Below are 14,699 nucleotides of genomic sequence, written 5' to 3'. Positions count from 1 at the left end.
TACGTGAAAGTTCGTGTATTTGGTTTGGCCGGGTTGTTATTGCTGACGGTGTCTTTTAGTATTGCCCAGCCTGTGAATGCCGTGATTGATTCGATCTGTGCCCGCGCGGAGCAGAAACTGTTTGCCCAGCCTGATTCGGCGTTCATCCTGGCACGCGCAGCACTGTCGCAGGCACGCGAGCAGAAATACAACGCCGGCATCGGCAGCAGCCTGCACCTGATCGGGTCTGTCTTCTATCATCAGGGATTTTATAATGAGGCGCTGAAAAAATTGCTGGAAGCGGAGGTCATCTTTGAGACCGAACATCTTGACGATGAGATGGCCGCCAACCTCAATCAGCTGGGCCTTGTCTATTATAATATCCGCCAGCCTGACGTGGCCCTGGAGAAACACCAGAAAGCATTATCGTTATACAAGAAAACAGGCAATGAAAAGGGGAGGGCTTATACCTTTGGCTGCCTGGGGCGTTTGTTCGAAAAAAAGACGGACTATTCCCGCGCGCTGGAATTTCAAAACCGGGCGCTGCAACAATACGAAGCCCTGAAAGACATTCAGGGAACGGCCACCATCCTGGAAAACATCGGCAGCATTTATGAAGACCTCGGGCAGTTTCCGACAGCGAAAGAATTCTTTACAAAAGCCCTGTCGTTGAACGAGCTGACCAAAGACAGCCTTTCCATGATCGTGAACCTGAACAACCTTGCCGACGGCTACCGCAAGACGAACAACAACGAACAGGCTATTGTCTACACGAAAAAAGCGCTGGAGCTTGCTTTGCGGCTCAGGGACCAATACCAGGTGGTGAGTGCTTATAAAGACCTCGGTAAAGTGTATTACCAGGCCGCGCTTTACAAAGAAGCATACGAGAATCTCGAAAAAGGCCGCACACTCTATGAGGAGCTCTATGGAGAGGATATGCGCAAACAGGTAACACTGCTTCAAACACTCTTCGATGTGGAAAGAAAGAACAACGAGATCCAGATGCTGGAAACTTCTCAGCAGCTTGATTCGGTGATCAAGATCTCGCTGGCGGCGGGGATCTCGCTCGTATTTCTTTTGGGCACGGCCATCATCAGCCGGCAAAGACTGAAGATCCGGCAGGACCAAGACATCATCGAAAGAAAAGAGTCAGAACAGCGGTTGATGCAGGCAGAGCTTGAAAATTCGCACCTCCAGGAAAAGCAGCTTCAGGTGGCCCTCGACGACAGATCAAAATCGTTGACAGCCCACACACTCCACATCATCAGCAAAAACAAAACGCTGGAAGACATCCGCACCAAGCTGGCAGAAACGATGCAGGACGATCTGCGCGACCAACGGAAAAAAGTATCCAACCTGGTTAAGCTCATCGACCAGAATTTTGTGCAGGATAAGGACTGGAACGATTTCCGGAACATCTTTGAACAGGTGCACCAGAATTTCTTCGACCAGCTCCACCGCATCTCCACTGACCTGACGTCTGCCGATGTTCGCCTGGCCGCGCTCATCCGGTTGAACCTTCCTTCGAAAGATATCGCCACCATCCTGGGCATCTCCACCGACAGCCTGCGTATTTCCCGTTATCGTCTTCGTAAAAAGCTAGCCCTCGAACAGGGGCAGAGTCTTACAAACTTTATCCTTTCACTTTGATCGTCAGCACGAGCACTGTTGATGCATGTTAACTGTAGTTGTATACGGCGGAGAATTGTTAACATTTGCTTAACATGTCATAACCAACTGACTCTCAAATTATTTAAAACACATTCCCGTTTTTTGTTGCCTTGCTGTTAACGGTCCTGGATTTCATTGTTGCCTATTTGATAACGCGTTTTGGTTGTTCTGTGCACCGTCGGGCCCCAATCTTTGCCTCCACAAACAACTGTTAATTCATGTACAATTACCTCGCCGTAATAATCCTCGTTCTGTTGCTCTGTAGCGCCTGCACACCTTCTCATCAGGAAGCCGGCGTTTCTGATACGCTGCGTCGCCAGACGGTGTATCCTACCCAACAGGTCGTCGAGCCCGCGATCGTGACCGAACCCGTGATGTTCGATACAGATGATCCTGCCATCTGGGTAAACCCCGCTGATCCTTCTCAAAGCCTGATCATCGGCACGGATAAAGATGAGAACGGTGGGCTCTATGCATTCGACCTGCAAGGGAAAATAATCAAGGAGAAAACACAATCATTAAAAAGGCCGGACAATGTAGATATAGAATACGGCGTGAACATCGGCGGCAGATCTTACGATATCGCCGTTACCACAGAGCGCCTTACGCACAAGCTCAGGATCTACAGTGTGCCCTACATGAAGCCGCTTGATAACGGAGGCATCGAGGTCTTTACCGGTGAAACGGGTGACATGTTCCGCGACCTGATGGGGATCGCGCTTTATAAAAACGCTTCCGGTGACATTTATGCCATCGTCGGGAGAAAGAACGGTCCCGACGGTACGTACCTGTGGCAATATAAGCTGGAAGACAACGGGCACGGCGCTGTAAAAGCAACACTCGTACGCAAGTTCGGAAAGTACAGCGGCAAAAAAGAGATCGAAGCCATTGCCGTGGATGACAAGCCTGGATACGTCTATTATTCAGACGAAGGTGTTGGCGTACGGAAGTATTACGCAGATCCTGCCAAAGGAAATGAAGAGCTTGCCTTGTTTGGCACTTCCGGTTTTACCCAAGATCACGAAGGTATTTCCATCTACCAGGTCAGTGACAGCACCGGATACATTCTGGTATCGGATCAGGGCGCCAACCAGTTCTTTGTTTTCAGTCGTGAAGGCTTTGAAGGCAATCCGCACGATCACAGGCTTGTGAAGATCATTAAAGTGGCGGCACAGGAAAGTGATGGGTCGGACGTGACCAGTGTATCGCTGAACGACACTTTCAGGAACGGATTGTTCGTGGTGATGTCAACCGACAAGACCTTTCACTACTATCGCTGGGAGGATATTGCCGGAGACGATCTCAACACTGCTGCAAACAAAAACCAAACAACTACGGCGTATGGCAAATAAGATCCTGTTCGTGCTGTTGTTGTGTGGCTTTGCTTCGTATAGCGCCACCATCAAAGGTGTAGTTACCGATGTTACGGGGGAAACACTGGTGGGCTCATCGATCATTATAAAAGAGGTGAGCAATGCGTATAGCATGGCCGGGTTAGATGGTTCTTATTCCATCACCAACCTGAAACCGGGAACTTATACCATTACCGCAAGCTTCATCGGTTACAGAAGCATTTCGCGGCAAGCGACCCTTTCCGATGACGGCGATGTTGTAACGGTGTTGTTTGCGCTTGAAGCCGATCTCACACAACTGGGAGAGGTGACCATCACGGCCAAAGCCACCGGTGGATCAGATACAGAGGCCCGCATGATCGAGCGCACCTCACCCAATACCCTGAATGTGATCTCTGCCAAGGCGATCGCTTTATCGCCCGATATTTCTGTGGCCAATGTGATCCAGCGTGTCTCGGGATTATCTGTTGAACGAAGCAGCAACGGTGATCCGCAGTATGCGATTGTTCGTGGCATGGACAAACGGTACAGTTACACGCTGGTGAATGGCGTGAAGATCCCAAGTCCGGATAACAAGAACCGTTACGTGCCCCTCGATATTTTTCCCGCTTCGTTACTGGAGCGACTGGAAGTTTATAAAAGCCTGACGGCGGATATGGAAGGCGATGCCATCGGCGGCGGTGTGAACATGGTCATGAAAAGCGCCCGGGAGACTTTCGAGGTGAAAGGTGATCTTCAGCTGGGATACAACTACATCAACTCCCAATACGGTTTCGACCGGTATAAGAGCGCAGGCATATCGAAACAATCGCCGCGCGAGATGTATGGTGACGGATACATGGCACAACCGGGCGATTTCACCAAACAAAACCTGGAAGTGAAAAACATCAAACCACTTCCTGACATGATGGGCTCGTTCTCCATCGGCAACCGTTTTGTTCATAACAAGCTGGGTGTGATGCTGGGCGGAAGTTTTCAGAACGCTTATCGCGGAACAAAAAGTCTCTGGTTCGATTATGATACCGATCGTTTTGGCTCCAACCGTCCCACACTTGGGTCGGTGCAAGACAGGCACTATTCCACACAACAAATGCGGGGCGCTGCCCATGCAAGGCTCGATTACAAGATCAACGACAGCCATGATCTTAAATTTTACACCGGATATTATCGGTTGATCAATAACGAAGCACGCGAGATCAAAGAAACTTACCTGGATGGAAGGGCTTTCAGCTCAGCGCAGGGCGATGCCATTCTGCAATACAGCACACGCACCAAAACCACTGACCAGGGCATCATCACTGCATCGCTGCAAGGCAATCATAAGCTGGGGGCGCCGCTCACGCTCTCATGGTCCGGTGTATATTCTACGGCTTCCAACAATCAGCCCGACAATGCCAGGTTCGTCCGGAACAGCAAGCTGGAGGATTTTGTCGAAACAGCGCAGAACGTAGAACGCAACAATCCACGGCAGTGGACCAACAACACAGACACGGACGTGACAGGTTATCTGAATCTCATTTTTCAACCTGAATCGTGGGGCGGTAGTTTGTTAAAAGCCGGGGGTATGATCAGGCAAAAGAACCGCGACAGTTATTACGATAACTACATGTTCGATCCTAACCCGAACCTGCAGGTGCAAGGGGAGGACTGGAACACGTACAGCGATGTGGTTTGGAAGGTGATCAATCCGATAGGCACATCATCCAATGCTTTGAATTACAAGGCGCACGAGAACATCAATGCCTTTTACTTCCTTGGCAAGCTTGACGTTGAAAAAATAGAGCTGAACGCGGGTGTGCGTGTGGAGAATACCGATCAGGGGTATCGGTTGAAAAATGCGCTGGCGGGACAAACGCCTGACAGCACGCAGACCTACACCGATGTGCTGCCCAGCGTGTCGGCCAGGTATAAGATCAGGCAGGGCATGAACCTGCGCTTCACGTACTACAAAGGCATTTCGCGCCCGGGCTTTTTCGAGATCGTTCCTTACAGAATACCGGACGACGGTTATCCCGAATATGGCAACCCTTTGCTCAGGCGTGTGAAGGCACATAACATCGACTTGCGCTGGGAGATCTTTCCGAATGCCACCAACCAGGTGCTGCTCGGCGCTTTCTACAAACACATACTTGATCCCATTGAATATGTTGTTGATTCGGCAGGCATTACGAACGATAATGTTTTGCAGCCTAACAATTTCGGTACCGCCCGAAACATGGGCATTGAAGCAGACATCACACGTTACTTCAATAAGTTTGGCATCCGCGCCAATTACACTTACACACATTCCAGCATCACTACTTCCAAGGCGCTGCGTACACGGGTAGATCCCAATGATCCATCCAGCGAGCTGGTGTTGAAGCGCGCAAGCCAGACACGTTCCCTGCAGGGACAGGCAAAACACATCGGTAATCTCTCATTGCTGTATAAGGATATTGACAAAGGCTGGGAGTCGCAGCTGTCACTGGTGTATACGGGAGAGCGCCTGGAGGCCATATCACTCTTCCTCGACAACGACATCTATGCCAAACCCATTGTCATTCTTGATTTCGCCCTGGAGAAAAAAGTATCGAACACGGTTGAGATCTTCATCAAAGCTTCCAACCTGCTGAACGCGTCATACCAGATGTACGTGAAGAAGCCGGTCTACAACGATCCCAATAAGCTGCAGGACTACCCGCACCAGGATGACCCTGAGCATAAGACACTGGTACGGAAAGACCAGTACTATCAATCGTTGCGTCTTGGTGTGAGAATGCAATGGAACAGAAATTAAACCAACACAAATTAATACACTATGAAAAAGTTTATTTACCGAATGCTTACCGCGGCCTTCATTGGCACAGCCGTGATCATGACAAGCTGTGATGATGAAGATAACAAGCCGAGCGCGCCGCAGATCATTCCCGACGTTTCTGAATTGTCTATCATACCCGATGCGACCAAATCATTCGACGTTACCTTTTCTGCTGCGGGAAAGATCGGGCAGATCAGTGCGGAAGCTGACAAGGGAACAGTGACCGTGTCGGACATTACCGGTGAAGGCGAGGCTACCGGAAAAGCAAAGATCACGTACAAAGCTCCGGCGGCGGCGGGCGATGACATCATTACCATCACCATTACAGATGGCGTACAGCAACAAAAAACACTCGACGTTGCCGTAAGTGTTACCCAGGCCGTGCCTGTTGAGCTTGCCGGTGGCGACGTGGAAGGTGAATGGGGGCCTTTCAAAACGTATCATGTAACAGGCAACCTCACTGTTCCCGCAGGAAAATCACTGAAAGTGCTCGAAGGCACAACCATTATCGTGGACGGCCCTTACGCTGTTACGGTAAGAGGAAATTTCTATAGCTACGGAACAGCCGAGAACCAGGTGTTGTTTACCGTACCTTCAGCCAAACGTACCAAAGCCAACATCTTTGGCGGTTTATGGGGCGGTGTGCTGGCCTCCAATGCAACTACTACCGAGATGGCGGTGATCTACACGCGTATGGAGTACGTTGGCCTGCCAGGCGTAGCCGGAACGGATATTGTTTCCACCGGCGAGGTGGCCGAAGGCGCTCCCACCTATGCGCTGTATTTCAATAACCCGAATGGAAAGATCGTGGTGATGAATTCTACCTTCGCTTATTCTGTTGACGTTGCCGTACAGATCAACCAGGGCTCGTTGCTGGTGGCCAACAACACCTTCATCCTGAACGGACAATCAGGCGGCGAATCCGTGAACCTGAAGAGTGGTGCCGTAGGTGATATTGCTTTCAATACATTTTATGCAGCAGCTACCAATGGTGTGAAGTGGTCTAACTCCGGCGACCGTACCCCGCAAAACAATGTGAATGTATATAACAACACGGCGATCGGTTGTGGATGGAGACAAACCAAGTCAGGCCGTGGCGGCTCGTTCAACCTGGAGAAAGGTGGCAAAGGCAAAGTGTATAACAACATGGTGATCAACAGCAAATATGGTGTGAAGTTCCCTACCGGAGCAGATGCCCCGGATGTAGCCAACTCGGCCGTTGGTTACAACCTTTATTTTGGTAACAATGATGCCAGCGTAACGGGCTTTTATCCCACAGAAGGATCTATCACCTTGGGAAGCTTTGAGACCAGCCATGACGTGTCTGGCGTAAAAAATGCGAACAATCCGATGTTTGTCAGCTTTGACGTATCAACCTTCAATGTAGATGCGGCCAAGAGCTCGGCCAATGCAGATTTCCCTGCGGCATTTAATCTTAGGCTCCAGGCAGGTTCTCCTGCGCTGAACCATGGCAAGACCGGCTTTGCAACGAACTTTACCACCCTCACGGTTGACGGAAAACAATATACAGTACCTGCGCCTGTTTCGTACATCGGAGCTTTCGGCAGCAATTGATTTAGTTGGCTTGCTGATCTGTTAGTTTACGATTAGAACCATCATTTAACAAGTGGTGGTTCTTTTATTTTTTATGCTGGAAATTTCCGGTCGGATACACTGAAGGTTTTTTATAAATTAGCCAGGACTTACAAGGTACGGTAGTAGAGTAGGCAGTAGGCAAATAACAGTAGGCAACAGGTAGGTACCGAATCGTACCTCGTACCTTTCAAAACGTGACCGTAGGCTAGGCAGCGAAACAAAAACAAAAACTTCTAAATAAACCAGAATATGGTGTATCAATATAACTTCCCCACCACCATCAGGTTCGGGGCCGGTGCCAGCAAGGAGCTTCCGGACTATCTTGTGAAGAACAACCTGCAGAGGCCGCTGGTGGTGACGGACCCTACGGTGGCACAGCTTCCATTCTTTAAAGAGATCATCAACGACCTGAAGAAAAAGAACATCGGTGTGGAGGTGTTCCATGATATTCACAAGAACCCTGTTAAGTCGGATGTGTATAAGGGAACGGAGGTGTATGACCAGACAGGGCGCGATTCGATTGTGGGCATCGGGGGCGGGGCGGCGCTGGATGTGGCGCGGGCCATTGTGCTGCGGGTGAACCACCGGGAAGATCTTTTCAAATACGACGACCTGATCGGCGGCGATGTGTACGTGACCAATGATGTGCCGCATTTCGTTACCATTCCCACCACGGCGGGCACGGGCAGCGAGGTGGGCAGAAGCGCCATCATCTCTGACGATGTTACGCACCAGAAGAAGATCCTGTTCGCACCTAAGCTGCTGGCGAAGATTGTGTTTGCCGACCCCTTGTTGACCATGGATCTCCCTGCTTTTATTACGGCGGCTACAGGCATGGACGCGCTCACCCACAACATGGAGGCCTTCCTGGCCAAGACGCCGCATCCGCTGTGTGAAGGTATTGCGCTGGAAGGCATCCAGCTCATCAGCCAGTCGCTGGAAAAGGCTGTGAACAAACCTGACCTGGAATCGCGCAGCCGCATGCTGATCGCTTCATTGATGGGAGCCGTGGCATTCCAGAAGGGCCTGGGCGTGGTGCATTCGCTGGCGCACCCGCTTTCATCGTTGCTGGATACACATCACGGACTGGCTAATGCTGTTAACATTCCTTACGGGATGGAGTTCAACATTGCCGGGTTCGAGCCCAGGTTCAGGCGTATTGCCCGCACCCTCGAGCTGAAGCAAGATACCGGTAAAGCCGTTGTTGATTACCTCTTTGACCTGAACAGCAGGATCGGCATCCCGCACAAGCTGAGTGCCATTGGTGTGAAACAGGAGCACATTGAACCCCTCGCTGACCTCGCCATTGCAGACTTCGCCCATCCCAACAACCCCAAGCCGGTAACACGGGAAGATTTTAGGGCGCTATATCTGCGGGCCCTTTGAACGAAGACTGATTTTGGTTACCGGTTGCCAGTTGCCGGTTAGGGAGAGTTTGAAGTTTAAAGTTTAAAGTTTCAAGTTGTGTTGTAGCAACAGTGATTGGTTGTTTGTCAACGTTTTGAGTTAAGTACACAGAGGGTGGCGCTTCAACAGGCAACCAAACCGATACCCCTTGACAAACACCTTCACCAAACCTTAAACCTTAAACTTTAAACCTTAAACTTTAAACTGGCTACCCTTTCAGCTTCTTCACCACCTTCTCCCAAACCTGCTTCATCTTCTCCGGGTTCAGGCGTTGTACGATGCCGAGCTGGTAGATGGTGTTGATCTCGTCAAAATAATAGAGATAGATGTCGTCCTTTTCGAGCCATTCTTCCAGCGATGAAATCTGCTCGTCGGTAATCCTTTTTTCCAGGAAAAGAATTACCAGTTCTTCGAATTCATGCGGGATTTCATCAGGGGTGCCCATGCACAGGTAAGATGGTCTTAAGAGCAAAAAAGTTACTATTCATGGCTACTTTATGTCCGGTCAAGGTAAACTGCGCCATATTCAAAAAGTTACCTGTTATCGCTGCTGATCTTTCATCGGACCAGATTCTAAAACCGAGTTAAGGTTTTCTTCCGCGAAACACAAATGTTTTGCCAAAGCGAAAAATATAAAATGGATTTGTTTTTAACGGTAGCCTCATGCGGCGCTGTCCACATCTGAACAACGCCTTGTCCGTTTACAACAACCCCATGGCTGCTGGCGATTAACGAAGAGAACGGTATCAGCTCCGTGACTCGTTCTGAAGCGAAAGCGCACCGCCGCCGTTCCCGGGAACGAGTGTGCGACGAACGCCTGGCGTCAAATGATGATGGAGGACTTCATCAAGCCATATGCAATGGTGTGCAACAAACGAGGAGACAGAATGGAATAGCCACAGGAATTCTTAATAAATGAATGTTACTAATTGTCGCTGCAATGTTACCAACGGCGGGAAGTCCATGGTCCATGGTCGATAGTCCATGGTAGGGAGGTCAATAGGATCAGTTGAAGTTCACGCTGCACGGCCATGGACTATGGACCATCAGCTATGGACTCTAAAATATCTGGCTGCCTACCGGCGATTGTGAGCTTTGTGGACCCTGGTCTGGTGTTTCCTCTTTAAACTCGGCTTCTTCCAGGTTGATACGAACTTCTTTGAGAATATCGTCTAGCTCGCTGGCGGAAAGACTAAGGTGCCTGAGCACTTCTTTGCCGTTGCCGGTGAGATTGACTTCATGCCCCAGCAGGTTCACCAGTCCGAGGATCCGCGCCAGCGGGCTGCGCACCTTATGAGAGTTGATGAACGCGTGCTGCATGAGCGTTTTGTTCTGGTTGATAAGGGCTTGCGTACGGTTCTCCACCAGGTTGTTGAGGTTCTCATTGATCTGCTTGAGCTCTTCGGCGGAGGCCAGCAGCTCTTCTTCGGAAGCCCGGAGCTCTTCGTTCTTTTCCTTCACATCCCGGTTCACGCTCATCAGGTCTTTGTTGAGGTCTTCAACCTCTTTGCGTAAAGCCGAAAGTGTTTTGATGTTCAGGGCATCCTGCAGGGTACGCTTGCGAATGTTGTAACCCCATATACCGGAGACGAGGCACACGCCCGTAGCCAGCACAGCATGAAAGATGAACGTGGTGAGGTCCATGTATTCGAGCTGCGTAAAATAGACCTCCTGGTACCCCATGTACTGAAGGTAGGCAAACGCGCCGTGGTGAAGGTAAACGATCAGGATCAGCGGGATCTGCAGCTTCCAGTTGTGGTAGATGATCAGCGCCGTGGAGCTGATGAATACCCAGAAGTGCATCTCCGCCATGCCGTGCATCTGGTAAATGTATTGCGCGGCAAAAACAGCGCTGATGGCACTGAGCACATATTGATAAAGGTTCGATTCAGGAAGCAGTCGTTTGGTGACGAAATAGGCGAACAGGCACAGGCCGCCAACGCCCACTGCAACCAGCCATGTTTCATAAAAGAGGGCTATGAAGATGCCGAAGGCGAACATGAGCAGGAGCAGGCGCGCAATGATGCGGTCTGCCTTTGCGTTGATATCCGCATAAAGTTTCGTGATGTCTTCCTTGCTGAGCGAGATCGTCTTCATTGTACGGATAGCGGTTCAACTTCATCTTCCTGAGCAATGCTGCACCCATACGATTGCGTGGCCAGCGCGCTGAACTGCGGCGGCGCCTTGAACGCGATCAATGAATCCAGGGCCATCTGCACAAAGTTGCTGTTCTTATCAGTACAGTACCTGGAGCGATTGTAATTGCCTCTGAAATACAGTTTGTTATCGGTCTGAATAATGGTTGCCTGCGGGGTCGCGTAGACGCCGCACGCTTTTGCCAGCTTCTCACCCTTGTCTACCAGCACCGGCACTTTTCGTTCTACCATGTATTGTGCTGATGTCACATCTTCGCTTTTGGCGACCACTACGTAAAAATCTATCTTGTCGCGATAGTCCTTGTTCAGCGAAAGGAAATGTTTGAGGTTGAAACGTGAGCAGGGGCAATCGGGACTAAAAAAATGCAGGAGCTTGGGCCTGGCGTGTTGTTGCGGCAGCAGGGTTGTGTCGAACCGGAGCACTTCATTCGGTAAAACAGCCTTGTAGTTTGCCGGCACGGGCGTGGGTAAAAGGTATTGCGCCTCCTGGTACCAGAAGATCAATGCAATCCCCGAAAAGACTGCGAACAAGATCAAACTAACCCCTAGAATGCGCATAAAAACCTTAAAGATACGACATAAAATCCTGATCCCGGTTAAGAATCTGTTACGACGCATGTTTTTTTCAATGAGCGGTGCATTTTTTCAAAGCAGCGCGCCTAATGACATGCTCCCGGTAACGATTGTGAACCACGAACGGCGGGAGATGGGCCCAGCGCTGAATTTTATATGCCAAGGCCGGGAAAATATACGGAGCACGGAATCGAACCAGGAGAGCAGGTCTCAAATCTCATATCTCACATCTCAAGTCTCAAATCTATTTACTCAGCTTCTCCAGATCCTCTTTTTCTTCTTTCGACAGGCTTTCAATCCCCGCGTTGTTGATCTTGTCCAGCAGCGCGTCGAGCTTCTTCTGATTGCTCCGCTTTTGAGTGTTGTAACGGTCTTCCACCGTAGAGAAACCGCGGTTTTTCCCGAATGGATTGTCTACCAGCAGAAAATCCGGACGGGTGAAGATGAAGTAAAGGAATACAACGGAGGGGATGGCGACGAGTAGTACCGGCACATAATTGAGCCAAAGCACCTGCGGGAATATCGCGATAGCAATGGCCATGCCGATGAGGCCGCCGCCGAGGTGTGCTTCATGGCCGATGTTATCGCGCTGCGACCTGATACCATAAATGCAGTAGAGCACATAGAGCAGACCGAAGGCCCAGCTTGGCAGGTGGAAAGGCAAGAAGAGCAGGCCGAGCTGCATGCCAGGAAAAAGCGCGATGGCCGCGAAAACCATTCCGGTCACGGCACCCGATGCGCCCACCGCGGTGTAGTCGGCATGGTTCCGGTGAATGTACAGGGCCAGCAGGTTTCCCCCGATCAAACTGCCGAAGTAGAGCCCGAGCAGAGGCCCGATACCGAGGGCAGATTCCAACGGGCCGCTGAAGGAATACATGGCCAGCATGTTGAAGATAAAATGCATCCATCCCGAATGCAGGAACCCCGAGCTGATCAGCCGTTTGTATTCCTTATGAACCAGGATGCCATCGATCTGAAAAGAATAACGGTCAAAATAACGCGGGTCCGTCATGCCCTTGTAGGATATAAAACCGGTGACGAGCAATACGCTGAATGCGAATATACCTGAATTTTCCATGGGGGTCTTGGAAAGTAAATTCGTACTAAAGGTACGAATTAGTTGCCAGTTACCGGTTGCCGGGTAGCCGGTTCTTGCGATGTATACTTTACTACTGGACTACGATTCAAATATAAGGTCCACGAAGAGTCGCAACACGTCACTAACTGGCAACTGGTAACCGGCAACCTAGTGTCAGGCTTTCGTCCGCTCGATCTCCCGCAAGTTCTCCATTTTCTTGTTGCGCAGGAAGCCGTTGATGTCTTCGAAATGTTCGCGGATGCGTTTGTTCCCGAATTCGAACACCTTATTGGCCAGCCCGTCGAGGAAGTCGCGGTCGTGCGAAACGAGGATCAGCGTTCCATCGAAGGCCTTGAGGGCTTCCTTGAGCACATCCTTGGTTTTGATGTCGAGGTGGTTGGTGGGCTCGTCGAGGATCAGCAGGTTCACCGGTTGCAGCAGCAGACGGATCATGGCCAGGCGTGTCTTTTCTCCACCGCTCAGCACTTTCACTTTTTTGTCGATGTCGTCGCCGCTGAACATGAAGGCGCCGAGAATATTTTTGATCTGGGGACGCATATCGTCGGGGCAGATCTGTTCGATGGTATGGTAGATGGAGATGGATTCGTCCAGGAGCGATGCCTGGTTCTGCGCGAAGTAGCCGATCAGCGAGTTATGCCCGAGCTGAAGCTTCCCTTCGTAGTCGATCTCGCCCATGATCGCCTTTACCAGCGTGGATTTTCCTTCTCCGTTCTTCCCGACAAAGGCTACTTTCTCGCCGCGGTTGATAGTAATGGTGGCATCCTGAAATACAAGATGATTGCCGTAACGTTTGGTGAGGCCGTCGGTGATCACAGGATAATTTCCCGAACGCGGGGCAGGAGGGAATCGCAGGTTCAGCGATGAAGTGTCTACTTCGTCCACCTGCACGATCTCCATTTTCTCCAGCATCTTCACCCGTGATTGCACCTGGAGCGTTTTCGAATAGGTGCCTTTGAACCGTTCGATGAATTCCTGGATCTCGGCAATTTGTTTTTGCTGATCGTCGAACTGCTTCTGTTGCTGTTCGCGACGCTCCTTGCGAAGCTGCAGGTAGTGGGTATAGTTTGTTTTGTAGTCGTAGATCCGGCCCATCGTCACTTCGATGGTGCGGTTGGTCAGGTTGTCCACGAAAGTTTTGTCGTGCGAAATGACGATCACCGCCTTGGCGTTGTTGATGAGGAACTCCTCCAGCCACTGGATGGATTCGATGTCCATGTGGTTGGTGGGCTCGTCGAGCAGGATCAGGTCAGGCTTCTGCAGCAGGATCTTGGCCAGCTCGATGCGCATGCGCCATCCGCCGCTGAACTCGCTGGTGGGCCTTGTGAAATCAGACCTGAGGAAGCCTAGGCCCATGAGAGTCTTTTCCACTTCCGCATCGAAGTTGATCTCTTCGATGGAGTAGTATTTTTCGCTGAGCTCGGAGACCTGCTCGATGATCTTTGCATATTCATCCGATTCGTAATCCGTGCGCGTTTCGAGCTGCGTGTTAAGCTCGTCCATCTGCTTTTTCATGTTCAGGATCTTCGAAAAGGCTTTCGATGCCTCTTCAAACACGGTGGCATTGTCTTCTGTGAGCAAATGCTGCGGCAGGTAGGCGATCACGGCGTCCTTGGGAGCCGACACCTTGCCACGGGTAGGTTTGTTAACGCCCGCAATGATCTTCAAAAGCGTGGACTTTCCCGCTCCATTTTTGCCCATCAGGGCTATCCTGTCGTTTTCGTTGATGTTAAAAGTGATGTTGCTAAAGAGGGCCGAACCGCTAAACTCAACACTTACCGCGTCTACAGAGATCATGATCGATAAAAATAAGCGGCAAAGATAACAAAAGTTACCGGTTGCCAGTTGCCGGGTGACCGGTTCGTGCGGTGTATTATTATACATCAGGGTTTCAATTCTTTTGGGGCCCGTAGCATGACCATAATTCATAAGACCAAACGGAACTGGCAACCGGTAACCGGCAACTGCCACCATTTTTTAACTGGCAACCATTAAACCAAGACGGTAACCGGCAGCATCACACGGGTTTTGGATTCTGATTTTAACTTCTAGATTTGGTATGACAACGTTTG

Annotated in this window: 10 protein-coding genes; 5 read left to right on the top strand and 5 right to left on the bottom strand. The window is 50.5% G+C overall.

Features of this window, described 5'->3' with window-relative positions; all coding sequences use genetic code 11:
• Positions 1-3 precede the first annotated feature (3 nt).
• From KK083_RS17925 to KK083_RS17905, 5 genes are all read left to right on the top strand, one after another.
• Positions 4-1,629 (top strand): tetratricopeptide repeat protein, encoded by a 1,626-nt coding sequence (locus KK083_RS17925; RefSeq protein WP_254165566.1) that lies wholly within the window; start codon positions 4-6, stop codon positions 1,627-1,629.
• Positions 1,630-1,868: 239 nt separating this feature from the next.
• Entirely contained in the window at positions 1,869-3,002 is a 1,134-nt protein-coding gene (locus KK083_RS17920) for a phytase (RefSeq protein WP_254165564.1), read from the top strand.
• The gene (locus KK083_RS17915) at positions 2,992-5,778 is read left to right on the top strand and encodes a TonB-dependent receptor (protein ID WP_254165556.1); all 2,787 of its coding nucleotides are present in this window, start codon (positions 2,992-2,994) and stop codon (positions 5,776-5,778) included. The genes KK083_RS17920 and KK083_RS17915 overlap by 11 nt, the downstream gene beginning before the upstream one ends.
• Positions 5,779-5,799: 21 nt before the next feature.
• A complete protein-coding gene (locus KK083_RS17910; RefSeq protein ID WP_254165554.1) occupies positions 5,800-7,374 on the top strand; it encodes a hypothetical protein in 1,575 nt (524 codons plus the stop codon).
• A 270-nt stretch (positions 7,375-7,644) separates the two neighbouring features.
• The gene (locus KK083_RS17905) at positions 7,645-8,781 is read left to right on the top strand and encodes an iron-containing alcohol dehydrogenase (protein WP_254165552.1); all 1,137 of its coding nucleotides are present in this window, start codon (positions 7,645-7,647) and stop codon (positions 8,779-8,781) included.
• Between the two features lie 229 nt (positions 8,782-9,010).
• On the opposite strand, the gene KK083_RS17900 is transcribed toward KK083_RS17905, so the two are convergent.
• From KK083_RS17900 to KK083_RS17880, 5 genes are all read right to left on the bottom strand, one after another.
• Entirely contained in the window at positions 9,011-9,247 is a 237-nt protein-coding gene (locus KK083_RS17900; RefSeq protein ID WP_254165550.1) for a hypothetical protein, read from the bottom strand.
• A 614-nt stretch (positions 9,248-9,861) separates the two neighbouring features.
• Entirely contained in the window at positions 9,862-10,899 is a 1,038-nt protein-coding gene (locus KK083_RS17895; protein ID WP_254165548.1) for a hypothetical protein, read from the bottom strand.
• The gene (locus tag KK083_RS17890) at positions 10,896-11,489 is read right to left on the bottom strand and encodes a DUF6436 domain-containing protein (RefSeq protein WP_254165546.1); all 594 of its coding nucleotides are present in this window, start codon (positions 11,487-11,489) and stop codon (positions 10,896-10,898) included. Before KK083_RS17890 ends, KK083_RS17895 begins: the two co-directional genes overlap by 4 nt.
• Positions 11,490-11,775: 286 nt before the next feature.
• Positions 11,776-12,609 (bottom strand): rhomboid family protein, encoded by an 834-nt coding sequence (locus KK083_RS17885; RefSeq protein ID WP_254165544.1) that lies wholly within the window; start codon positions 12,607-12,609, stop codon positions 11,776-11,778.
• 174 nt (positions 12,610-12,783) lie between these two features.
• Positions 12,784-14,424, bottom strand: a complete 1,641-nt coding sequence (locus tag KK083_RS17880) for an ABC-F family ATP-binding cassette domain-containing protein (protein ID WP_254165542.1) — start codon at positions 14,422-14,424, stop codon at positions 12,784-12,786.
• Between the last annotated feature and the right edge of the window lie 275 nt (positions 14,425-14,699).

Origin of the sequence: Chryseosolibacter histidinae (assembly GCF_018598225.1) — a bacterium.
GTDB classification, from domain to species: domain Bacteria; phylum Bacteroidota; class Bacteroidia; order Cytophagales; family Cyclobacteriaceae; genus Chryseosolibacter; species Chryseosolibacter histidini.
This window is presented reverse-complemented; position numbering and strand designations above follow the sequence as displayed.